This is a genomic window from Streptomyces sp. NPDC051578 (assembly GCF_044454045.1).
In the GTDB taxonomy this organism is placed as follows: Bacteria; Actinomycetota; Actinomycetes; order Streptomycetales; family Streptomycetaceae; genus Streptomyces.
Genome location: NZ_JBITDH010000004.1, coordinates 119878 through 141937 on the forward strand (window position 1 = coordinate 119878; position 22060 = coordinate 141937).

At 70.7% G+C, this 22060-nt stretch carries 17 protein-coding genes and 1 pseudogene; 12 read left to right on the top strand and 6 right to left on the bottom strand.

Going from position 1 to position 22060, the window contains the following annotated elements; translation table 11 throughout:
* Positions 1-2: 2 nt before the first annotated feature.
* The 5 genes from ACIA6C_RS19680 to ACIA6C_RS19700 all read left to right on the top strand — a co-directional run bounded on the left by ACIA6C_RS19680 (position 3) and on the right by ACIA6C_RS19700 (position 6961).
* Complete coding sequence (locus tag ACIA6C_RS19680; protein ID WP_399277483.1) at positions 3-2069, top strand: copper resistance protein CopC; 2067 nt, start codon at positions 3-5, stop codon at positions 2067-2069.
* Positions 1994-3361: an iron uptake transporter deferrochelatase/peroxidase subunit gene (efeB, locus tag ACIA6C_RS19685; protein WP_399277485.1), complete on the top strand. Its 1368-nt coding sequence runs from the start codon at positions 1994-1996 to the stop codon at positions 3359-3361. The genes ACIA6C_RS19680 and efeB overlap by 76 nt, the downstream gene beginning before the upstream one ends.
* Positions 3362-3403: 42 nt before the next feature.
* Complete coding sequence (gene pheA / locus ACIA6C_RS19690) at positions 3404-4339, top strand: prephenate dehydratase (protein ID WP_399277488.1); 936 nt, start codon at positions 3404-3406, stop codon at positions 4337-4339.
* A 535-nt stretch (positions 4340-4874) separates the two neighbouring features.
* Positions 4875-6152, top strand: a complete 1278-nt coding sequence (gene serS / locus ACIA6C_RS19695; RefSeq protein WP_399277490.1) for a serine--tRNA ligase — start codon at positions 4875-4877, stop codon at positions 6150-6152.
* Entirely contained in the window at positions 6149-6961 is an 813-nt protein-coding gene (locus tag ACIA6C_RS19700; RefSeq protein ID WP_361130931.1) for an HAD family hydrolase, read from the top strand. The genes serS and ACIA6C_RS19700 overlap by 4 nt, the downstream gene beginning before the upstream one ends.
* A gap of 150 nt (positions 6962-7111) precedes the next feature.
* Here ACIA6C_RS19700 and ACIA6C_RS19705 read toward each other — a convergent pair whose 3' ends face one another.
* The 5 genes from ACIA6C_RS19705 to ACIA6C_RS19725 all read right to left on the bottom strand — a co-directional run bounded on the left by ACIA6C_RS19705 (position 7112) and on the right by ACIA6C_RS19725 (position 11365).
* Complete coding sequence (locus ACIA6C_RS19705) at positions 7112-7777, bottom strand: rhomboid-like protein (RefSeq protein WP_399277492.1); 666 nt, start codon at positions 7775-7777, stop codon at positions 7112-7114.
* Between the two features lie 83 nt (positions 7778-7860).
* The gene (locus ACIA6C_RS19710) at positions 7861-8580 is read right to left on the bottom strand and encodes an ABC transporter permease (protein ID WP_399277495.1); all 720 of its coding nucleotides are present in this window, start codon (positions 8578-8580) and stop codon (positions 7861-7863) included.
* Between the two features lie 13 nt (positions 8581-8593).
* A complete protein-coding gene (locus ACIA6C_RS19715; RefSeq protein WP_361130925.1) occupies positions 8594-9505 on the bottom strand; it encodes an ABC transporter ATP-binding protein in 912 nt (303 codons plus the stop codon).
* On the bottom strand, positions 9502-10389 hold the full coding sequence (locus tag ACIA6C_RS19720; RefSeq protein WP_361130922.1) for an ABC transporter permease: 888 nt from the start codon (positions 10387-10389) through the stop codon (positions 9502-9504). Before ACIA6C_RS19720 ends, ACIA6C_RS19715 begins: the two co-directional genes overlap by 4 nt.
* Positions 10379-11365, bottom strand: a complete 987-nt coding sequence (locus ACIA6C_RS19725; protein WP_361130919.1) for an ABC transporter ATP-binding protein — start codon at positions 11363-11365, stop codon at positions 10379-10381. Before ACIA6C_RS19725 ends, ACIA6C_RS19720 begins: the two co-directional genes overlap by 11 nt.
* A 245-nt stretch (positions 11366-11610) precedes the next feature.
* Here ACIA6C_RS19725 and ACIA6C_RS19730 point away from each other — a divergent pair, with 245 nt between their 5' ends.
* The 4 genes and pseudogenes from ACIA6C_RS19730 (at position 11611) to ACIA6C_RS19745 (ending at position 15383) form a co-directional block, all read left to right on the top strand.
* Positions 11611-12504, top strand: a complete 894-nt coding sequence (locus ACIA6C_RS19730) for a M24 family metallopeptidase (RefSeq protein ID WP_399277498.1) — start codon at positions 11611-11613, stop codon at positions 12502-12504.
* Entirely contained in the window at positions 12501-14282 is a 1782-nt protein-coding gene (locus tag ACIA6C_RS19735; protein ID WP_399277500.1) for an SDR family oxidoreductase, read from the top strand. Before ACIA6C_RS19730 ends, ACIA6C_RS19735 begins: the two co-directional genes overlap by 4 nt.
* 38 nt (positions 14283-14320) lie before the next feature.
* Positions 14321-14455 (top strand): annotated as a pseudogene (locus tag ACIA6C_RS19740) (metal-dependent hydrolase); the annotation flags it as partial.
* Between the two features lie 10 nt (positions 14456-14465).
* Entirely contained in the window at positions 14466-15383 is a 918-nt protein-coding gene (locus tag ACIA6C_RS19745) for a MerR family transcriptional regulator (protein ID WP_399277502.1), read from the top strand.
* Between the two features lie 104 nt (positions 15384-15487).
* Here the strand turns inward: ACIA6C_RS19745 and ACIA6C_RS19750 are convergent, their stop codons facing one another.
* Positions 15488-16300 carry an aquaporin gene (locus ACIA6C_RS19750; RefSeq protein ID WP_399277504.1) on the bottom strand — a complete coding sequence of 271 codons (813 nt, stop codon included), beginning with the start codon at positions 16298-16300 and terminating at the stop codon, positions 15488-15490.
* Positions 16301-16432: 132 nt separating this feature from the next.
* Here ACIA6C_RS19750 and ACIA6C_RS19755 point away from each other — a divergent pair, with 132 nt between their 5' ends.
* The 3 genes from ACIA6C_RS19755 to ACIA6C_RS19765 all read left to right on the top strand — a co-directional run bounded on the left by ACIA6C_RS19755 (position 16433) and on the right by ACIA6C_RS19765 (position 22049).
* Entirely contained in the window at positions 16433-16972 is a 540-nt protein-coding gene (locus tag ACIA6C_RS19755) for an RNA 2'-phosphotransferase (RefSeq protein ID WP_399277506.1), read from the top strand.
* Between the two features lie 122 nt (positions 16973-17094).
* Complete coding sequence (locus tag ACIA6C_RS19760) at positions 17095-18963, top strand: HSP90 family protein (RefSeq protein WP_399277508.1); 1869 nt, start codon at positions 17095-17097, stop codon at positions 18961-18963.
* Positions 18960-22049 carry a hypothetical protein gene (locus tag ACIA6C_RS19765; protein WP_399277510.1) on the top strand — a complete coding sequence of 1030 codons (3090 nt, stop codon included), beginning with the start codon at positions 18960-18962 and terminating at the stop codon, positions 22047-22049. Before ACIA6C_RS19760 ends, ACIA6C_RS19765 begins: the two co-directional genes overlap by 4 nt.
* Positions 22050-22060 lie beyond the last annotated feature (11 nt).

Consider the following 22060-nt stretch of genomic DNA (forward strand, 5'->3'; position numbering starts at 1 on the left):
CCATGACGGCCACCGCCTCCACCCCGGCCCGCGCCCGCGCCACGGCATTCCTGCCGCGGCTCGCGCTGGTCCTCGCAGCCCTGCTGGCAACCCTGTTCACCGCGGCCGGCCCGGCCGCGGCACACGCCGCACTCACCGCGAGCGACCCGAAGGACGGGGCGGTGGTCGCCACGGCACCCGCCCAGGTCATCCTCTCCTTCTCGGAGCAGGTCGCCATGGGCGACGACTCGATCCGCGTGATGGACCCGCAGGGCAAGCGGGTCGACACCGGCGAGCTGCGCGACATGTGCAGCGGCTCCACCATCCGCTACGGCACCGCCCTGCACTCCGGGCTGCCCAACGGCACCTACACGGTCGCCTGGCAGGCCGTCTCCGCCGACAGCCACCCCGTCTCCGGCGCCTTCACCTTCTCCATCGGCGCTCCGTCGGCGACTCAGGTCACCCTTCCCGCGCAGAAGGCGGGCGGCGGACCCGTCGGCATCGCCTACGGCATCGCCCGGTACGCCGCCTACATCGGCTTCACCATCCTCATCGGCGGGGCCGCCTTCATCCTGCTGTGCTGGCACCGCGGCTCGGCCGAGCGACCGCTGCAGAAGCTGGTGCTGCGCGGCTGGGTACTGCTGACCGCCTCCACCCTGGCGATGCTGGTGCTCCGCAACCCCTACACCGGGTCGGGCAAGGTCGCCGATGCCTTCGACCTCGACGGGCTCAAAGCCGTCCTCGACACCAAAGCCGGTGCCTCGCTCGTATCCAGGCTGCTGCTCCTCGGGGCGGCTGCGCTCTTCGTGGCGGTGCTCTTCGGCGCTTACGCGCGCCGACAGCAGGGCGGCGCCGCGCAGGACGGGAACGTCGAACCGTTCGAAGGCGACGGGGCGGGCGGAACCGAGCCCGCGGCGGACGGACGCAAGGACACGAGCGACCTCGCCTTCGGACTCGGTGTCGGCGGAGCCGTCGTGGCCGGCGGTATCGCCGCCACCTGGGCCCTGTCGGAGCACGCCTCCACCGGTGTCCAGCCCGGTATCGCGATGCCGGTCGACATCCTGCACCTGCTCGCCGTCGCCACCTGGCTGGGCGGTCTCGCCGCGCTGTTGGTCGCCCTGTACAAGATCCCCGGCATCGAGCGCGAGGCCGTCCGGCGCTTCTCGAAGGTCGCGTTCATCAGCGTCCTGGTGCTGGTCGTCACCGGCGTCTACCAGTCCTGGCGGCAGCTGGGCAGTTGGTCCGCCCTGATCGGCACCAGCTACGGGCGGCTTCTGCTGATCAAGCTCGCGCTCGTCGGCGTCCTCGTCGGCATCGCCTACCTTTCCCGGTCCTGGACCGCTCGGCTCGTCGACAGCCGCGCCGAGGCGGCGCTCGCGGATGCTTCACATGAAACCCAGACCGATGTTTCACGTGAAACGCCGAGGGATGTTTCACGTGAAACATCAGAGCGTGAAACCCCGGCTGAGGAAGCGGAGGTGGAGGAAGCGGCGCTGGTGACGGTTCCCGCCGACCCCAGGCGTGCCGCCCAGCTGGCACGGCAGCGCGCAGCCCGTGACAACGCCCGCTCCAGGCGGGTGCGCGACGCCGACCCCGGGCGGGCCGGCCTGCGCCGCTCCGTCCTGGCAGAGGCCGCCGTCGCGGTGGCCTTGCTGGCCGTCACCACGGTCCTGACCAACACCGAGCCGGGGCGGACCGCGGAACTGGAGAGGGGACCGGGTTCGACGGCGACCACCGCCGTCCCCAACCGGCCCGTCAAGATCACCCTGCCCTTCGACACGGGCGGCGCCCAGGGCAAGGGCACCGTCCGGCTGGAGCTCGCTCCGGGCCGGGTCGGCGCCAACGGCCTCCACCTGTGGGCGGAGGACCCCGATGGCCAGCCGCTCGACCTTCCCGAGGTGAAGATCTCCTTCACCCTTCCGGCCAAGGAGATCGGCCCGCTGCCGGTTCTCCCGGACCGCGCGACTCCGGGACACTGGAGCGCGGACGGGGTGCAGCTGCCGCTCGCGGGCGAATGGCGCATCGACATCACCGTACGGACCTCCGACATCGACCAGACGACCGTCCAGAAGAACGTGAAGATCGGCTGACCAGCGTGACCGACAGCATCGAGAGCAACCCCGACATCGAGATCTCGCGGCGTCGTCTGCTGGGCACGGTGGGTGCCGCCGGCGCCGCCGGTCTGGCACTCGGCGCGGCCGGCGGCGCCCTGACGCACTCCGCGCTCGCCGATTCCCCGCCGGCCGCCACGAAGGGCGCTGCGGGAACCGCCGCCGCACTCGGTGCCACCCAGATCGCCTTTGACGGGGACCACCAGGCCGGCATCACCACCCCGCTCCAGGCCAAGGGGCACGTCCTCGCCTTCGACCTCGCGCCCGGCGCCGGGCGTACGGAGGCGGCCGCCTTGATGCGCCGATGGTCGGCCACCGCCCGGCGGCTCATGGCCGGTGAGACCGCCCCCACGGCCGACACCGGAATCGCCCTCGACGCCGGGCCCTCGTCCCTGACCGTCACTTTCGGGTTCGGGCATTCCTTCTTCGAGCGCACCGGACTCACCTCCCGCCGCCCGACCGCCCTCGACCCGCTGCCGGACTTCTCCTCCGACCGTCTCGACCCCCAGCGCAGCAACGGCGACCTCTGGATCCAGATCGGCGCGGATGACGGGCTCGTCGCCTTCCACGCCCTGCGGGCCCTGCAGAAGGACGCCGGGGAAGCCGCCCGGGTGCGCTGGCAGATGAACGGCTTCAACCGGTCCCCCGGTGCCACGGGCACCCCGATGACCGCCCGGAATCTGATGGGCCAGGTGGACGGCACCGCGAACCCCAAGCCGGCCGATCCCGACTTCGACAAGCGGATCTTCGTGCCGGCCGCGGGCCCCGGCCCGGCCGAGCACTCCTGGATGGCAGGAGGCTCGTACGCCGTCGTACGCCGGATCCGGATGCTGCTCGACGAGTGGGACAAGCAGTCCACCTCCCAGCAGGAGCAGGTCATCGGCCGTACGAAGGCCACGGGTGCACCGCTGACGGGTGGAAGCGAGACCACGAAGATGGACCTCGCGAAGCTGGGCGCCGATGGCAAGCCGGTGATCCCGGCGAACGCGCACGCACGGATCTCGGCCCCGGAGCAGAACGGCGGGGCCGCCATGCTCCGCCGGCCGTTCTCCTTCCACGACGGCATCGCCCCCGACGGCTCCCCCGACGCCGGGCTGCTGTTCATCTGCTGGCAGGCCGACCCGCTGCGCGGCTTCGTGCCGGTCCAGCGCAAGCTCGACCGGGGTGACGCGCTGTCGGACTTCATCAGGCACGAGTCCAGCGGCCTGTACGCGGTCCCGCCCGGCCCGCGGCCCGGGGAGTACGTCGGGCAACGCCTGCTCGAAGGGTGAACATCCCGCCGGGCGCGGCCGCCCCGGCATTAGGCTGATCGCATGTCGGCCACCCGCTTCACCTATCTCGGTCCCGAGGGCACCTTCACCGAAGCCGCCCTGCGTACGCTGCCGGAAGCCGCCACCAGGGAGCTCGTCCCGATGGTGTCGGTGCCGGCCGCCCTGGACGCCGTGCGCAACGGTGAGGCGGCCGCCGCTCTGGTGCCGATCGAGAACTCGGTGGAAGGCGGGGTGACCGCCACGCTGGACGAGCTGGCTTCGGGCGAACCGTTGATGATCTACCGCGAGGTCCTGCTGCCCATCGCGTTCGCGCTGCTCGTGCGGCCGGGGACCAAGCTGTCGGACGTCAAGACCGTCACCGGCCACCCCGTGGCGCAGCCGCAGGTCCGCAACTGGCTGCGCGCTCACCTGCCCGACGCGGTGTGGGAGTCGGCGGCCTCGAACGCCGACGGCGCCCGGCTGGTACAGGAAGGCCGTTTCGACGCGGCCTTCGCCGGTGAGTTCGCCGCCGTCACGTACGGGCTGGAGCCGCTGGTCACCGAGATCCACGATGCGGAGAACGCCGAGACCCGCTTCGTGCTCGTCGGCCGCCCCGCGCGGCCGGCCGCTCCCACGGGTGCCGACAAGACCTCGGTCGTGCTGTGGCTGGGGGACGACCACCCGGGTGCGCTTCTGGAGCTCCTCCAGGAGTTCGCCGTCCGGGGGGTCAACCTGATGCTGATCCAGTCCCGGCCGACCGGTGCGGGCATCGGCAACTACTGCTTCGCGGTTGATGCCGAGGGCCACATCTCCGACCGTCGGGTCAGTGAGGCGCTGATGGGTCTCAAGCGCACCTGCCCCCAGGTCCGCTTCCTGGGCTCGTACCCGCGTGCCGGTGTTGCTGTGAGTGACGTGCGCGCCGCGCGGCCGGGCACCTCGGACAGCGACTTCACCGATGCCTCCGACTGGCTGGGCCGCTGCCTCGACGGCCGGGCGTAGCGCTCGTCCACTGTCCACAGAGTTATCCACAGGCCGAGAGCCGCGCCTGGGGACAAGTCGACAGTGCAGCGCGACAAGGTCGACAAATCGGCCGAGGGCCTCAGGTTTCACGCAAGAGAGCGCCGGGTGAACGGCGTCACCCGGGTATCGCCGATCAACTCTTTGGAGCGAGTCATTCCCACCCGAATGAGTGTGTGAGGGTGGTTTGAACCCTGATTCCCCGCGAGCACCCACCGGTCGGGAATGATCTATTTCCGTGTCCACAGATCCGGCACACAGCCTGTGGATAAGACGGCCCCGGATGGAATTCCTGTGGACAAGGAACACCCTCCGCCCTTCTCCGGGGCCGCCCCTCACCGGCGTTGTGACCGCTTTCCGAGGAAAGAATCCGCTTTTTACAAGCTCGCCCGGAGGCCTCGCCGGAGGCCGGCCGACGAGAGATGCAGCAGTTATGCATTAGCCTCAATTGGGACATAGTGCCACGCAACGTGATATCGATGTGATCCCCGGAAGCCCAGCCCGGTAGCCTGGAGGGGTGATTGACCTCCGGCTGCTCCGTGAAGACCCTGACCGTGTCCGCGCCTCGCAGCGCGCCCGTGGAGAGGACGTCGGCCTTGTCGACGCGCTGCTCTCCGCCGACGAGCGCCGCAGGTCCTCCGGCATGCGCTTCGACGAACTGCGCAATGAGCAGAAGTCGCTCGGCAAGCTGATCCCCAAGGCCTCTCCGGAGGAGCGGGCCGAGCTTCTGACGAAGGCCGAACAGCTCAAGGCGGACGTCAAGGCTGCCGAAGCCGAGCAGAACGAGGCGGACGAGGCGGCCAAGCAGCTCCTCCTCCAACTCGGCAACATCGTCCACAGCGACGTGCCGGTCGGCGGCGAAGAGGACTTCACCGTGCTGGAGACGCACGGCACGATCCGTGACTTCGGAGCCGAGGGCTTCGAGCCCAAGGACCACCTCGAACTCGGCGAGGCCCTCGGCGCCATCGACGTCGAACGCGGCGCCAAGGTGTCGGGCTCGCGCTTCTACTACCTCACCGGCGTCGGCGCCCTGCTGGAACTGGCCCTGGTCAACGCGGCGATCGCGCAGGCGACCGAGGCCGGCTTCATCCCGATGCTGACCCCCGCGCTGGTCCGCCCGCGCGCCATGGAGGGCACCGGCTTCCTCGGCCAGGCCGCGGAGAACGTCTACCACCTGGAGAAGGACGACTACTACCTGGTCGGCACCTCCGAGGTACCGCTCGCCGCGTATCACATGGACGAGATCATCGACGCGGACAAGCTGCCGCTGCGCTACGCCGGCTTCTCGCCGTGCTTCCGCCGCGAGGCCGGTACGTACGGCAAGGACACCCGCGGCATCTTCCGCGTCCACCAGTTCGACAAGGTCGAGATGTTCTCGTACGTCGCACCGGAGGAGGCCGAGGCCGAGCACAAGCGGCTCCTGGAGTGGGAGAAGCAGTGGCTGACCAGCCTTGAACTCCCCTTCCAGGTGATCGACGTGGCCACCGGTGACCTGGGCGCTTCGGCATCCCGCAAGTTCGACTGCGAGGCCTGGATCCCGACCCAGGGCAAGTACCGCGAGCTGACCTCCGCCTCGAACTGTGACGGATTCCAGGCCCGCCGGCTGTCGATCCGCTACCGCGACGGCAAGAAGACGCAGCCCCTGTCCACACTCAACGGCACCCTGTGCGCCGTCCCGCGCACGATCGTGGCCATCCTGGAGAACCACCAGCAGGCCGACGGTTCCGTACGGGTACCCCCGGTGCTCCGTCCCTACCTCGGCGGTCGCGAAGTCCTGGAGCCGATCACCAAGTGAGCCCGGCCCCGTTCCCGTACAAGCTTGTCGCGACGGACCTCGACGGCACTCTGCTCCGCAGCGACGACACCGTCTCGGAACGCACCCGTGAAGCGCTCGCCGCGGTCACCGCGGCGGGTGCGGCGCACATCATCGTCACCGGCCGGGCCGTGCCCTGGACCCGGGGCGTACTGGACGATCTCGGCTACAAGGGGATCGCCGTGTGCGGGCAGGGCGCTCAGGTCTATGACGCGGGCGCGCACCGCCTGCTGACCTCTGTCACGCTGGACCGGCAGCTGGCGGGTCTGGCGCTGTCCAAGATCGAGGCCGAGGTGGGTCCGCTGGCTCTCGCTGCCAGCCGGGACGGGGTGGACGGGGAGGTGCTGTTCGGGCCCGGTTACCAGGTGCAGGAGGGCTTGCCGGCGGTCTACCTGGAGGACACCTCCGCCGTGTGGAGCGCCCCGCTGAACAAGCTGTACGTCCAGCACCCCGGGATGGACGACGACACGCTCGTCAAAGTGGCCCGGGAGATCGTGGGCAACCTGGTGGACATCGTGATGGCCGGTCCCGGGATAGTCGAGATACTGCCGCTCGGGCTGACGAAGGCCACCGGCCTCTCGCTGGCCGCACGCCGCCTGGGAGTGAAGGCCGCGGAGACCATCGCCTTCGGCGACATGCCCAACGACATCCCGATGTTCGGCTGGGCGGCGCACGGCGTCGCCATGGCGAACGCTCATCCGGAACTGAAGGCCGTGGCCGACGAGGTCACGACGTCCCACCAGGAGGACGGCATCGCCGTTGTTCTGGAACGCCTGCTGGGCGCTGCCTGACGGGCGGTGGCCCAAGCAGGGAAGGTCCGGAACGGCCCGCGTCCCAGGACGCGCTCGAAGTGGCCGTTCCGGACCTTTTGTTACTCCCCGCACGCCTCACTCTGCCCCGCCCGCATGCCGCGTACCAGCGAATTTCCGCTGGGTCCGGAATCATGTTTCACGTGAAACATGCGTGGTCGGACGCGACACGATCCCGTGCGGATGGCGGGTCAACGGCCAGGCGAGGAGGCCGACGGCGAGCGAGATCGCGTGGCCGAGGTCGGTGAAGGTGCCGCCGGTGAGGAGCGGGATTCCGAAGAAGGCGACGATCCCGGCGAGGTAGAGCCATCTCCACGGGCCGGGCAGCCGGTACGTGAGGACCCCCGCGGCGGCGGCGAGTCCGTAGCTCACGCCGATGTCGACGACATGGACCATGCTGCGCGGGGCCCGGTGGTCCTGGATCGCCATCAGGACCACCCTCTGGCTGATCAAGGTGGCGGTGATGTGGGCGGTCGCCACGATCACCAGCCAGCGCAACGTGCCGAGCCAGCGCTCGACCGGGGCGTGGAAGACCTCGAAGAGCACCGCGTACTGGGCGAGCGAGGCCGGGTTCTCGATCCAGAAGGCGCTGGATACGAGGGCCCTTACCGGGTGCCGGGTGAGTTCGTGGATGTTGCTGCTGTTGCGGTGGAGCAGGACGTGCTCCAGTCGGTCGGGTGCGACCACGACGATGACGCTGGTGACGGCGATGATCAGCAGCCAGATGTGCGTACCGGGCGAGGAACGTATCCAGGACCACACGGGCCTGGACGGCTCAGCCCCGGGGTGAGGCGTCATGCCCCGATGATGCCCGGCGTGCCTGTGCCCCGCCTGGCCGGTGGGCCGGGCGGGGCACAAGGGGGCGGGATGCCGGATGAGGGCTATTCCTCGCCCGCCAAGGTCAGCCTGCGGAGCTTCTGGCCGGCGTAGACCGTGGCGCCCACGGTGACCACGATGAGCAGGACGGCGGCGGTCGGCAGCGCCACGGTGGCGTCGACGTACCCTTCTCCGGCGATCTTCTCCGCCAGGGACAGGGACCACTGCTGCACGCTCAGCGTCTTCGCACCGGAGACCAGGCTGCCGAAGAGCGACTCCCAGATCAGGGCGTAGACCAGGCCGAAGACGACCGCGTGCCGGCTGACCGTGCCCAGGAGCAGGAACAGCGCGCTGTAGGCGATCGATGCGACCAGGGCGGCGACGGTGTAGGCGACGGCGATCTGCTGGCCGTTGCCGTTGAGGATGAACCCGGCGATCAGCGTGGGGATGGCGGAGAACGCCATGGTGACGGCGATCGCCACGATCAGCTTGGTCATGATGATCGTCGGTCGCTTCACCGGCTTGGAGAGCAGGTAGACGATCGAGCCGTCATCGATCTCGGGACCGATGGCACCGGTACCGGCGATGACACCGATCAGAGGGACCATCGTCGCGAGGGCGAAGCCGCCGAGCAGGTCGGCTGCAACCTTGTCGTCCACGCCGGTGAGGGCGCGGACGGCAACGGAGATGAGGATCAGCAGTGCGGGCAGCGCGAAGAGGATCAGCGCACGCCGTCGGCCGAGCAGAGCACGGTAGGTGAGCCGGGCAACGGTGGGGTTGTACATGAAAGCCAGCTCCTCAGGCCGTGACGAGGTAGGAGAAGACCGACTCGAGGGACTCGTCGGAGGGGGACACCGTCAGCAGCCGGATGCCGGACGCGCGGGCGACCCGCGGCAGCAGCTCGGTGAAGCGGCCGAAGTCGACGGCCTGGATGCGCAGGGCGCCTTCCTTGAGGTCGACCTCGATACCGGCCGTGGAAGGGTCGGCGATGAGGGCCGCTGCGAGCGCCCGGTCGTCGGAGGAGCGGATGAGGTAGCGGTGCGGGCGGTCCGTCATCAGGCGGCGGATCTTGCGGAAGTCACCGGAGGCGGCGTGCCGGCCGGCGACGACCACCTCGATGTGCGAGGCGAGCTGCTCGACCTCTTCCAGGATGTGGGAGGAGAACAGCACCGTGCGGCCCTCGTCTCCCATGCGCCGCAGCAGTTCCATCAGCTGCATGCGCTGGCGCGGGTCCATCCCGTTGAACGGCTCGTCGAGGAGCAGCACGGACGGCTCGTGGACGAGGGCGGAGGCCATCTTCACGCGTTGGCGCATGCCCTTGGAGTACGTGGAGATCTTGCGGTCCTGGGCGTACTCCATCTCGACGGTGGCGAGCGCCCGTCGCGCGGCCGCATCGTCGAGCCCGTGGAGTTCGGCGTTGGCGACGACGAACTCGCGGCCGGTGAGGAAGTCGTACATGGCTTCGCGCTCGGGCACGACACCGACCTGCTTGTAGACCTGCTCGTTGCGCCAGATCGGCGTGCCGTCGAGGGTGACGGTGCCCGTGGAGGGCGCGAGGAAGCCGCCCATCATGTTGATGAGGGTGGACTTTCCGGCGCCGTTGGGACCGAGCAGTCCGGTGACACCAGGACCGATGCGCATGGTCACGTCGTTGACGGCGACGACGTTCCCGAACCAGCGGGAGGTGTGGTCGATGTCGATGATGGTCACAGCCCGGCCTTCCGGTAGCGGGCCATCAGGGCGGCGTAGGAGCCGGCGATGAGGGCGAGGATGACGAGCAGGTAGACGGCCCCGGCGCCGGCGCCGGGGCCCTCACCGCCGGGGAAGGCGGAGGTCGCACCGAGGAAGGCCGTCTGGAAGCCGTCGATCAGGGTGATCGGGGAGAACAGGCCCATCCATTCGATGGCGCCGGCGGAACCGGTGTTCCAGGCGATGCCCTGTACGGCGGTCACCGCGCCGTACGGGATCAGGAGCACGGCGATGATGGCGGCGACACCGAACCCGCGGCGGGGCGTCAGCGCGGCCATGACCAGGCCCACACCGGCGAACAGCAACGACAGCAGCAGTACGGACACCAGTCCCTGCCCGAATCCCTTGGTCTGGTACCCGAAGTCGAACTTCGCCAGCAGCGAGCCCACGTACATGATCAACAACGGGGTTGCGGTGAGGATGAACAGCGCCGATGCCATGGCCGCGTACTTCGCCACGACGTAGTCGACGCGCTCGATGGGCCGCGAGAAGTAGAGCGGCACCGTCTTGAAACGAAGGTCCCGGGAGACCGACTGCGGCGCCTGGGAGGCCAGGTACAGGCCGATCACCACCTGCGTGGTCAGGGCGTAGGTCGTGTACTTGACCGGTAGGTCGGTGGAGCCCGGTACCGCGATGGCGACGGCGACGAGGATCAGCGCGGGAACGCACATCACCGCGAAGAGGATCATCGGCAGCACTTTGGACTTGGCGGAACGGCCGAGCCCGTAGGCGCCGCGCAGGGACTGCGAGAACAGCGACTTGCGGGCGTAGGCGCGGCCGAGCCGGGGGCCGTCGTAGGACCGGTAACCGATGTTGTGGATCTGGGTCGAGGTGTCAGGCGCCATCGGAACCGGCTCCCTTCTGCTGGTGGATGTCACTGTGGCCGTTGTCGCGGAAGACCTCCGCGATGTGGTGTCGGCGCTGCTCCATGCGGACCAGGCCGATACCGAGGTCGGCGACGGTGTCGCGGACCTGGTCGTACGTCTCCTCGCCCGTCGCCTCCACGAGGAGGATGTGGCCCGCTCCCGGCAAGCCCTGTTCATCGGCCGCGTGCAGGGTGAGGCCGGCTTCGGTGAGCGCCTTGCGCAGGGCGGCGCTGCCGTCCGGGTGGGCGTCGGAGTCGGTGACCTCCACCGCGAGCGTGGCGGTGTTCTGCGTGAAGTCGCTGGTGGAGCTGGAGCGCAGCAGCTTGCCGCCGTCGACCACGACGACGTGGTCGCAGGTCCGCTCCAGTTCCCCGAGGAGGTGGGAGGTGACGAGGACCGAGATGCCGAAGTCGGTGTGGACGCGGCGGATGAGGCCGAGCATCTCGTCCCGGCCGACCGGGTCCAGGCCGTTGGTGGGCTCGTCCAGCAAGACCAGTTGGGGGTCGTGGACGAGCGCCTGGGCCAGTTTGACCCGCTGCTTCATGCCCGTGGAGTAGCCGCCGATGGGGCGGTAGCGCTCTTCGTAGAGCCCCACGTGGCGCAGGGTGTCGGCGGTGCGCTCGCGGGCGGCGGTCGGCGGGAGCCCGGACATGCGCGCCATGTGCACGACGAACTCGGTGGCCGAGACGTCGGGGGGCAGGCAGTCGTGTTCGGGCATGTAGCCGACGCGTTCGCGGATGGCGCTGCCGTGCGTGGCGACGTCGAGTCCGAGTACGGCGGCGCGGCCCTCGGTGGCGGGGGACAGTCCCAGCAGAATCTTGATCAGCGTGGACTTGCCGGCTCCGTTGGCACCCACGAGGCCGGTAACGCCGGGCCCGATGTCCAGGGAGAGCCGGTCGAGAGCGGTCACTCGGGGGTACCGCTTGCTCAGGCTTTCGGTCGCGATGACAGTCACGGCTTCGACGTTAGTGGTGCGCAGCACTGCGATCGTCAGACCTGGAGCGGGACCCCGTCTCCGCCTTGAGGACTACGGACCCTGACAGAAGGCTTACACGGAGGGGAAGGCGCCGCTGCGTTCGGCGCGGGCCGAGGAACTTTATCCACAGGTCTGCGCACGGCCCTTGACGTGACCTCCGGTCATTGTCACATTCATCAGTGTCAAGTTACGGACGCGTACGGCTATACGGACGGACGGCTGACATGGCTGGGGACACCACGCAACGCACGAGGCACGGCACCACTTTGACCGCAGGCTCGTCGCTCGCCGCACGTTCCACCGAGCTGCGCGGGTTCCGGGAGGTGCAGCGCCTCGCCTACGAGTGCGCCGAGGCCGTCGCGGCGCAGCTCCGTGCCGGGGTGACCGAGCGGGAAGCGGCACGCATGCAGCGGGAGTGGCTGCGTGAGCGCGGGGTGCGGGACTGGTTCCACATGCCGTTCGCCTGGTTCGGGGACCGCACCGCATTCGTGAACTTCAAGATCCCCCTCCAGTTCTTCCCGACGAACCGGCGACTGGAGCCGGGAATGCCGTTCATCCTCGACATGGCCCCGGTCCACAAGGGGTACGCGGCCGACGTCGGCTACTCGGGCAGCCTCGGGCTCAACCCCGTCCAGGACCGCCTGATGTCCGATCTGCGACCTCATCGCGAGCTGATCTTGGGACAGGTCCGCGAGCGGCGTCCGCTGCGCGAGATATACGAGAACGTCGAACGGCTCATGACCCGCCAGGGTTACGCCAACCGGCATCGTGCCTATCCCTTCGGCGTGATCGCGCACAAGATCGACCGGGTCGAGGAGCGGCGCTGGTCGCCCACCGCCTTCGGGTTCGGCACCCAGTCCCTCAAGGGCCTGGCGAGCGACGCCCTGCACGGGCATCGTGAGGGCTGGTCGCCGCTGTGGAGCCCGTACCACTTCTCCGACCACCCACCGCAGCCCGGACTGTGGGCGGTGGAGCCCCACCTGGGCTTCCGGGGAACCGGCGCGAAGTTCGAGGAGATCCTGGTCGTCACCGACTCCCGGGATCCCGAGGAGAGCGCCTTCTGGCTGGACGACGACCTGCCGCACGTGCGGCGCTGGGCTGAGGAGAACGCGGCATGAGCGGCATAAAGGGAGCAGGTCTCGCGGGCGCGCGCGAGCGTCGGGTGCGCACCGGCGGCGTCGACCTGTGCGTCGTCGAACTCGGGGAGGCCGGCCGGCCGGCCGTGGTGCTGGTGCACGGCTACCCGGACAGCAAGGAGGTCTGGTCGGAGGTCGCCGAACGGCTGGCCGCGCGTTTCCACGTCGTGCTGTACGACGTACGGGGCCACGGGCACTCCTCGGCTCCGGTTCCGCTGCGCGGCGGCTTCACCCTGGAGAAGCTGACGGACGACTTCCTGGCCGTGGCCGACGCGGTCAGTCCGGACCGGCCGGTGCACCTGGTCGGACACGACTGGGGCTCGGTCCAGGGCTGGGAGTTCGCCACGGTCGCCCGGACCGAGGGCCGGATCGCCTCCTTCACCTCCATGTCGGGACCCTCGCTCGACCACTTCGGGCACTGGGTCAAGGAACGGATGGCGCGGCCCACCCCGAGGCGGGCCGCCCAGCTCCTGAACCAGGGCCGCAAATCCTGGTACGTGTACTTGCTGCACACCCCCCGGCTGCCGGAGCTCGCCTGGCGCGGTCCTCTCGGCAAGCGGTGGCCGGGGATCCTCCAGCGCGTCGAGAACGTCCCGGCCGGCGACTACCCGACCGCCTCACTGGCCTCGGACGCGGCCCACGGCGCGTGGCTCTACCGCGACAACGTACGACCCCGTATGCGCAGTCCGCGCGCCGACGCGTACGCGCACGTACCGGTCCAGCTGATCGTCCCGACCGGGGACGTGTTCCTGTCGGAGCGGCTCTACGACGGGCTCGAACGGTGGGCTCCGGATCTCGTGCGGCGGACCCTGCCCGCGCAGCACTGGGTGCCCCGGACCCGCCCGGACCAGCTGACCGCCTGGATCACGGAGTTCGTCACCGCCACGGAGGAGCCCGCGACGCGCGCGCCGGAGCGGAAGGCCCCGGGAAAGTACGCCGACCGGTTCGGTGGGCAGCTGGTGCTGGTCACCGGCGCTGCCAGCGGCATCGGGCGGGCCACCGCGTTCGCGTTCGCGGAGGCCGGGGCGCGGGTGGTGTGCGTGGACCGGGACGGCGAGGGAACGGCGCGCACCGCCGAGATGGCCCGCCTGGTCGGCGCTCCGCAGGCCTGGGGCGAGTGCGTCGACGTCAGCGACGAGCAGGCGATGGAGAAGTTGGCGGCGAGGACCGCAGCCGAGTACGGGATCGTGGACGTCCTGGTCAACAACGCCGGGATCGGGCTGTCCGGCCCGTTCCTGGAGACCACCTCGGAGGACTGGAAGAAGGTCCTCGACGTCAACCTGTGGGGCGTCATCCACGGCTGCCGGATCTTCGGGAAGCAGATGGCCGAGCGCGGCCAGGGCGGCCACATCGTCAACACCGCTTCCGCCGCCGCCTACCTCCCGTCCAGAACGCTGCCCGCCTACAGCACGTCGAAGGCGGCGGTCCTGATGCTGAGCGAGTGCCTGCGCGCCGAGCTGGCGTCGAAGTCGATCGGCGTCTCGGCGATCTGTCCGGGCATCGTGAACACCAACATCACCGCCACCTCCCGGTTCGCCGGGGTGGACGCGGCCGAGGAGAAGCGCCGCCAGGAGCGTTCCTCCCGGCTGTACGGGCTGCGGAACTTCCCGCCGGAGAAGGTCGCCGACGCGATCCTGCTCGCCGTGGTGCGCAACCAGGCCGTCGTGCCGGTGACGCCGGAGTCCAAGGGCGCGCTGTGGATGTCCCGCTTCACACCCCGCCTGCTGCGGCGGATCGCGAAGCTGGAGCCCCGGCTGTGAGCCGGGCCGGCCTCGCCGCCCGCACAGAGCCCGGCACGGCCGTATCCGGCTACCTGCGGCGGTCGTACCATCCCTCGCAGGAGGGCTCGCTGCGCACGGCGGTCGAGCACCTGGCGGCGTCACCTGCTGCCCGGGCCGCGGCGGGCGCGGCCGGCCGAGCCGCTATGTCGTAGGGAGCCGGGATTGTCCGATCAGGCGCTGGCCGAGTACCGGATCGAGGATCTGGCGCATCACAGCGGGGCGACGGTGCGCACGATCCGCGCCTACCAGGACCGCGGGCTTTTGCCGAAGCCGGAGCGGCGTGGCCGGTCCAACGTGTACCGGGACACCCATCTGGCGCGGCTGCGTCAGATCGCGGACCTGCTGGACCGCGGCTACACCCTTGCCTCCATCAAGGAGTTGCTGGAGGCCTGGGACGCGGGGCGTGGACTGGGGGGCGTCCTGGGTCTGGTCGCCGAGGTGCACGGGCCCTGGACCGACGAGGAGGCGGCGCGGATCAGCCGGGCCGAACTCGACGAGCGGTTCGGGGGCAGGCCCGATGACGATGCGGTGGGGGAGGCGTGCGAGCTGGGGGTGCTGGAACGGATCCCCGGGCGTCCCGACGAGTTCCTCGTCCCCTCCCCGCAAGAGCTGGCGGTGGCCGCGGAGCTGCACGCGGCCGGGGTTCCCCTGCCGGCCATCACCGGGCATCTGCGGGAGTTGCGCGGCCAGGTGGAACACATCGCCTCGCGGTTCCTGGAGTTCACCACCGAGCACGTCTTCGCACGCTATCTGGGGCAGGTCCCGCCCACGGACGCGGACGCCGCGGAGGCGGCGACGATGGTACGCAGGCTGCGCCCGCTGGCGCAGCAGACGGTGGACGCCGAGCTCGCACGGGCGATGCGTCTGTTCGCCACCCGGCACCTGCAACAGCACCTGGGAGCAGTCGGAACGGCGCGGGCATCGGGACCGTCGGCGGTGCCGCTGCCCGCCGAGACCGTGCGGGCGGTGCAGGATCTTGTGGGTCCCGAACACGTGGGGGAGTTCGTCCGGGCCGCCACGGAGCGGGAGCTCCAGGCGCGGACCATGAACGAGCTGGCCAGCCGGGGCGGCGGCCGGTAGTGCTCGATCAGTAGTCCACAGGGCGAATCACGCTCTTGCCGCCAAAACCCGCCGAACCGGCTGTGGACAACTCGGCCGTTCCTGTGGGCAACCAGGGCGCGGTCTCATATCGCGAGCGACTCCGAGGCATCCGGGCGGGGGAAATCAGCCACCGGTGTGGCCGGTTCGGTGGCATCCGAGGGACTGGGGGCGACATCCGAGAGCACTGCCTCGGTGCCAGCGCGCCGGGTTCCGCGCCGGGCGCCGTAGAGCAGTGCGGCGAGCGCGAGGCCGATGGCCCCTCCGAGCAGTTGGGCAGCGACGAACCCGGGCAGCGACCGGGGCGCGATCCCGGTGAACGAGTCGCTGAAGGCACGTCCGACGGTGCCGGCCGGATTGGCGAAGGAACCCGAGGAGGTGAACCAGATCGCCGCCGCGATGTACGCGGCCACCGCCGCCGGGATCAGCCGCGGGCGACCGACGCGGCCGAGGCCCTGGATGACGAGCACCAGCCCGGCGGTCGCGACGACCTCACCGATCAGCAGGTGGCTGCCGTCGCGGACCTGGGTGGCGAAGGTCCCCGGGACCCGGCCGAACATGACCTCGGCGAGGACGGCCCCGCCGATCGCGCCGGTGGTCTGGGCGGCGGCGTAGACGAGGACCTCCCGGCCGTCCACCCCCTCGCCACCGCTCCGCCGCGCCCACCACGAGGTGAGGGTGACGACCGGGTTGAGGTGGGCGCCGGACAGCGGGCCGAGCAGGGTGATGATCAGACCGAGCCCGATGGCGGAGGCGATCGAGTTGGCGACGAGTGCGACACCGGCGTCACGACTGAGGGCCTTGGCCTGGATCCCTGAGCCGATCACCACCACCAGCAGGCCGGCGGTGCCGATGAGCTCGGCCGCAGCGCGGCGCGGCAGTGAAGCGTCGATTGGCATGGTTCCTCCCCCTGAGGCGCGACTGATCGGAAAATGTATTCCGTATCTTGGAAACGCGATAGAGGGGGTCCGGGCCCCCGGACCGGCGAAAAAGCGCTGCAGCTCCCGGCTCGCAGGCGGCACCCTGGGACGATGGACGACAGACGCGCCGTGAAGGTGTCCAAATACGTCTCGAAACACCTGCGGCACCGGCCGGAACGGATCGGACTGGTGCTCGACCCGCAGGGCTGGGTGGAGATCGACGACCTGCTGCGCGCCGCCACCGCCCACGGGTTCCCGTTCAGCCGGGCCGAACTCGACCACGTCGTGGCGGTCAACGACAAGCAGCGCTTCGCCGTCGAGGGCACCAGGATCCGGGCCAGCCAGGGCCACACCGTCGCGGTGGACCTCGGGCTGCCGGAGGCCGAACCACCCGCGTACCTCTACCACGGCACGGTCGCCGCCGCTCTGGACGCGATCCGCTCCGAGGGCCTGCGGCCCATGGCCCGCCACCACGTACACCTCTCGGCCGACCGTGAGACCGCGACCCGGGTGGGCGCCCGGCGCGGCCGACCGGTCGTCCTCGCCGTGGACGCCGCCGCGATGCGCGCGGCCGGGCACGTCTTCCGGATCAGCGCCAACGGCGTATGGCTGGTCGATGCGGTGCCGCCTCGGTTCCTGCGCTTGCCGTAGGCACGGAATTCGAGCGGAGATTGTCAGATCATCCCCCTACCCTGTTCCTCAATTCCGGGATCGGTGAGGGGGGCACCTCGCGATCGCCGAACCACTCACGCGATGACACGAGGTGACGCTGCATGACGTCCACGACCCCTGCGCAATCGTCGGCCCCGCCCGACCCGGCCGCCAACAGCTTCCAGGTAGACCTGCGCGGGCTGGTCGACCTCCTCTCCCACCACCTCTACTCCAGCCCGCGCGTCTACGTGCGCGAGCTCATGCAGAACGCCGTGGACGCCATCACCGCACGTCAGGGCATCGAGCCCGACGCCCGGCCGCGCATCCGGCTGTGGGCCGAGGACGGAACGGTGGGCATCTCGGACGACGGCATCGGGCTGACCGCCGACGAGGCACACTCCCTCCTCGCCACCATCGGCAGGAGCTCCAAGCGCGGCGGCGAACACGGCCTGGAGACGGCGCGCAAGGAATTCCTCGGGCAGTTCGGCATCGGCCTGCTCGCCTGCTTCGTCGTGGCCACCGAAATCCGCGTCGTCACCCGGTCCGCACGCGACCTCACCGCGCCGCCCGTCGAGTGGCTGGCGACGGATGACGGCTCGTACACCGTCCGCGAGCTGGACCACGAGGCCAGACCCGAACCCGGTACCACCGTCTTGCTGCGCGCACGTCACGGCGCCGAGGAATGGATGGCCCCCGCCAAGGTCGAGCAGCTCGCCCGCGACTACGGGTCCCTGCTCCCCTACGACATCACCTTCCAGGCGGGACCCGGCGCCGAGCCGCGCCCCGTCACCGACCGTCCGGCCGTGTGGGACCGCCCCCACCCCACCCCGGCCGCCCGCCGCGTCGCACTGGCGGGCCACTGCGCGCAGGTCTTCGGGTTCACCCCGCTCGACAGCATCGACCTCGACCTGCCCGTCGCCGGTGTGCGCGGCGTCGCCTACGTCCTGCCCGGACCGACCAGTCCCGCACACCGGTCCGGCCACCGCGTCCACCTCAAGGGCATGCTCCTCACCGACCAGGCGAGCAACCTGCTGCCCGACTGGGCGTTCTTCGTCCGCGTCGTCCTGGACACCGACACGCTGCGTCCCACCGCCTCCCGCGAGAACCTGTACGACGACGAGACCCTGGCCGCCGTACGGGAAGCGCTGGGCTCCCGCATCCGGACCTGGCTCGCCGAGCTGGCCGCGAGCGAACCCGAGCGGCTCGCGGCCTTCCTGGGCGTCCACCACCTCGGTGTGAAGTCCCTGGCCAGGCACGACGCCGAACTGCTCGGCCTGATGCTGCCGTGGCTGCCGTTCGAGACCAGTGACGGCTCGATGAGCCTGGAGGAGTTCGCGGCCGCGCACAGCGACATCCACTTCACACGCACCGTCGAGGAGTTCCGGCAGATCGCCCCGATCGCGGCGGCCCACGGGCTCGGCGTCATCAACGCCGGCTACACCTACGACGCCGATTTGCTGGCCCTGCTGCCCACCGTGCGCCCAGAGCTCAAGGTCACGGAACTGGACGCCGGAGCCGTCACCGAACGCCTCGACCCCGTCCCGACCGGCGTCGAACTCGCCCTCGCCGGCTTCCTCTCCACCGCACGTACCCGACTCGAAGCACAGGGCTGCGACGTGGTGCTGCGCGCCTTCCAGCCCGTCGCCGTCCCCGCCCTCTACCTGGACGACCGCCAGGCCCGCCAGGAGCGCGACCGCACCGCGGCCCTGGACAGCGCCGATTCGCTCTGGACCGGGATCCTCGGCTCCCTGCGCGGTTCCGCGCCGCGCGCCCGTCTGGTCCTGAACCACAACAACCCGCTGATCCGTCGCATCGCCGGACTCCCCGACGAGACGCTCACCGGCACCGCCGTCGAGTCGCTGTACGGGCAGGCACTGCTGATGTCCCAGCGGCCGCTGCGCCCCGCCGACTCGGCCCTGCTCAACCGGGCGTTCCTGGGACTCCTGGAATGGGCGACCCACTCCCACGATGCCCAGGAGGGCCACAAGTGACGACCCTGACCCGCGAGGAGATCGAACGCGGCCTGGCGGAGAACCGTCACGCGCCCGGCGGCGCGGCCCGCAACGCCCACGCCGAGGTGCTGGCGGGCGCGGCCGAGGCGAGCGGCGACGCCGCCCTCTTCCGTGAGGCGCTGGACAACCTCATCAACGCCTATCTCTACAGCGCCGAGTCCCCGAAGCTGCTGGTGCCCTTCGCCCGGCTGCTCCAGGAGTACGACAAGGACCCCGGCGCCTTTTCCGAAGGCGCCACGCACTCGCTGTTCTGGCAGTTCAAGTGGGTGGCCACGGCCATCGGCAACTCTCCAAACATTCCCCTGGAGTCGGCGGCCGGCTGGCTGAACGACATGGAACGCCGCTACCGGATCGCCGGCTACAGCGAACGCCCCGTACGCGAGGCCGAGATGTGGCTCGCCGACGCGACCGGCGACGACGAGCGGGCGGAACGCGCCTTCCGCGCATGGCGCGGCGCCGAACGCGACCAGATGAGCGACTGCCATGCCTGCGAGGACAACAGCCAGGGCCAGTACGCCGTTCTGCGCGGCGACGACGCCCAGGCCCTGGACGTCTGGAAGCAGGTACTGGAAGGGCAGCGCGTTTGCGCCGAGGAGCCCCACCGGGTCCTCGCCACCTCGTTGCTGCCCCTGCTGCGGGTCGGCCGGTTCGATGACGCCCGCTCCCACCACCTGCGCGGCTACCGTCTGGTCCGGGGCAACGAGAGCCTGCTGCCCTCGGTCGGCAAGCACATCGAGTTCTGCGCGCTGACCGGCAACGAGTCGCGCGGCCTGGAGATCCTCGCCGAACACGCCCCTCAAATGACCCCGCTCGCCAACGACCGCGACCAGCTGGTCTTCCACGGCGGTGTCCTCGTACTGCTGCGCCGACTCCAGGAGCTGGGGCACGGGCAGAGCCCTGCCGTCCCCTACAACGGCGTACTGCACAGCGTCTGCGAGCTCCACGAGGTCCTCCTCGCCGGCTCGCTCGACATTGCCCGGCGCTTCGACACGCGCAACGGCACGACCCGGGTCTCCGACCGGTTCCTGGCCCGGATCACGCGCGAGCCACTGATCGGGATGCTTCCGCTGGGCGTACGCAGCGCTTCCCTGCCGTCCGCGGCGGCGGCCGGCCCGGCGCCCGCCGCACCTGTCGGCACGCCGACCGAGAGCGTGCCGAGTGATCTCACCGAGCTCGTCGGCCGGGCCCGGGCGGCGCGCGATCAGGGGCATCCGGCTGCCGACGGGCTCTGGAGCCAGGTGGCGGTACTGGCAGGCGCGGGCGCGCAGGACGAGGTCGACCCGCTGGCCTCGGCCGATGTCGCAGACCACCGGGCCCTGACGGCCGCGCGGGTCGGGGCGGACGACGCCGCGGAGCAGCTGACGGCCGTGCGCGACACCTACCGGGCCCTCGGGCAGGCGGAGCGGGCCGCACTCGCGGAGCTCCGCCTGGCGACCGTGGCCGCGCAGTCGGGCGCCGAGCCCTCGGTGATCCGCGAGCTGCTGGGCGTGGCCCTGCGGGCCGCCGAGGCACTGGATCCGGCGGACCCGCTGCGGATCCGCCGGATCGCGCTCGCGGAACTGGCGTCGATCCGGGTGGGCTCGTACCTCCGCTCGGTCGAGGAGCCGCGACAGGGCGCCGGGCACGGCCACGCCCCCGGGGAGGACCACGGGCACGCTGAGCTGTCGGCCGAGCTCGTCGCCTTCGTCGCCGCCTACGCGCAGGCTCTTCCCGATGTGGTGGCGGAGGCGGAGGAGGTGCTGGGCCGAGTCGCTCTCGCCCAGGACGATCCGGAGCGCGCCCTGCCCCTGCTGGCCTCCGCCGCGGCTCGGGCGATCGGCGCGGGCCGCCCCTGGATCGCCGTTGATCCCCTGGTCCTGCGCGCCGGCGTGCTGTCGTCGCTCGGCCGGCCCGAGGAGGCCGAGGAAGCAGCCCGTTCCGCATGGGAGAACGCCGCGGAGGTGACCGACGCCGAGACGCGGGGCGTCGTACTGCTCACGCTCGCCGACATCCTGTTGCGCCGCGCGGACGCACCGGAAGGCGCCGAGGAAGACGCACGCAAGAGCGCGGTGCAGGAGGCGGCCGAGCACGCGCTCACGGCTGCCCACTGGTTCGACCAGGCCGGTCTGAGCTCCGATGGCGGTGCCCAGGCCCGGCTGCTGCTCGCCCGCGCCCATGCGCGCACCGGCCGGACCGCCGAAGCGGCGGAGGTACTGCAGTCTGCGCTGGCGGACCTGCTGGAGCACGGCGACGGTCAGGCCGTCGCCGCCCACGAGTTCCTCGGTGATCTACTGCGCGAGCTGCGGGAATGGCACGCCTCGGCGGAGCAGTACCTGCTGGCGGCGGAGATCAGCAAGGAGTGGGAGGACCCCCGTCCGCAGGCGCGCTTCGCCCAGTCGGCCGCCGATCAGCTCTCCAGTGCGGAACTCGTGCCCGAAGCGGTCGCCGCCTATGAGCGGGCGCTCCAGCTGCACCGGCAGGCGGGCGGCGCACCGATCGCCGAGGTGCGCATCCTGCGTTCCCTGGCCTGGCTGGGACTGCGTGCGGACGTGACCGAGGCGGGCGTGACCTGCGCCCGGACCCGGATGGACGAGGCGGCCGGGGTACTGGCGTCCGCGCTCGCCCTCGACCCTCAGTCCCGGGAGCTGCGGGCCGAGCTCGCCCAGACCTGGCACCAGCTGGCGCAGGTGCTGGACCGATGGGTGACTTCGCGGGAGGAGGCCGCCGGGGAAGCGGCGGGCACCGAGGCGGACGCACCGGCCGAAGCCGAAGCCGAGGTCAAAGCCGAGGCCGAGGTCGAGGTCAAAGCCGAGGTCGAGGTCGAGGTCGAGGCGCTGCGGCTGGAGGAGGTCCGGCTGTGGGAGACGGCAGCCGGACTTTACGCCGAGCTCGGTTCCGACCACATCCAGGACCGCCTCCAGTGCATGAACAACGCCGCTTGGACCGAGCACGAGCTGGGCCGCCCCAAGGCGGGCGCCGAGCGTATCTCGGCTTTGATCGAGGAGATCCGGGCCCTGCCCGAGGAGGCCGTGCCGGAGTGGGTGCTGCCGCAGGCTGAACGGATCGTCGCGGGCCTGCTGTCCTGACGCTTGCCCGG

What these genes read in the sequence shown, in the direction of transcription:
- ACIA6C_RS19755 (WP_399277506.1), top strand. Translation starts at nt 16,433, where the DNA reads ATGGACGACAGACGCGCCGTGAAGGTGTCCAAATACGTCTCGAAACAC.
- ACIA6C_RS19705 (WP_399277492.1), bottom strand. Translation starts at nt 7,777, where the DNA reads ATGACGCCTCACCCCGGGGCTGAGCCGTCCAGGCCCGTGTGGTCCTGG.
- ACIA6C_RS19720 (WP_361130922.1), bottom strand. Translation starts at nt 10,389, where the DNA reads ATGGCGCCTGACACCTCGACCCAGATCCACAACATCGGTTACCGGTCC.
- ACIA6C_RS19710 (WP_399277495.1), bottom strand. Translation starts at nt 8,580, where the DNA reads ATGTACAACCCCACCGTTGCCCGGCTCACCTACCGTGCTCTGCTCGGC.
- ACIA6C_RS19750 (WP_399277504.1), bottom strand. Translation starts at nt 16,300, where the DNA reads ATGCCAATCGACGCTTCACTGCCGCGCCGCGCTGCGGCCGAGCTCATC.
- ACIA6C_RS19730 (WP_399277498.1), top strand. Translation starts at nt 11,611, where the DNA reads ATGGCTGGGGACACCACGCAACGCACGAGGCACGGCACCACTTTGACC.
- ACIA6C_RS19760 (WP_399277508.1), top strand. Translation starts at nt 17,095, where the DNA reads ATGACGTCCACGACCCCTGCGCAATCGTCGGCCCCGCCCGACCCGGCC.
- efeB (WP_399277485.1), top strand. Translation starts at nt 1,994, where the DNA reads ATGGCGCATCGACATCACCGTACGGACCTCCGACATCGACCAGACGAC.
- ACIA6C_RS19680 (WP_399277483.1), top strand. Translation starts at nt 3, where the DNA reads ATGACGGCCACCGCCTCCACCCCGGCCCGCGCCCGCGCCACGGCATTC.
- ACIA6C_RS19735 (WP_399277500.1), top strand. Translation starts at nt 12,501, where the DNA reads ATGAGCGGCATAAAGGGAGCAGGTCTCGCGGGCGCGCGCGAGCGTCGG.
- pheA (WP_399277488.1), top strand. Translation starts at nt 3,404, where the DNA reads ATGTCGGCCACCCGCTTCACCTATCTCGGTCCCGAGGGCACCTTCACC.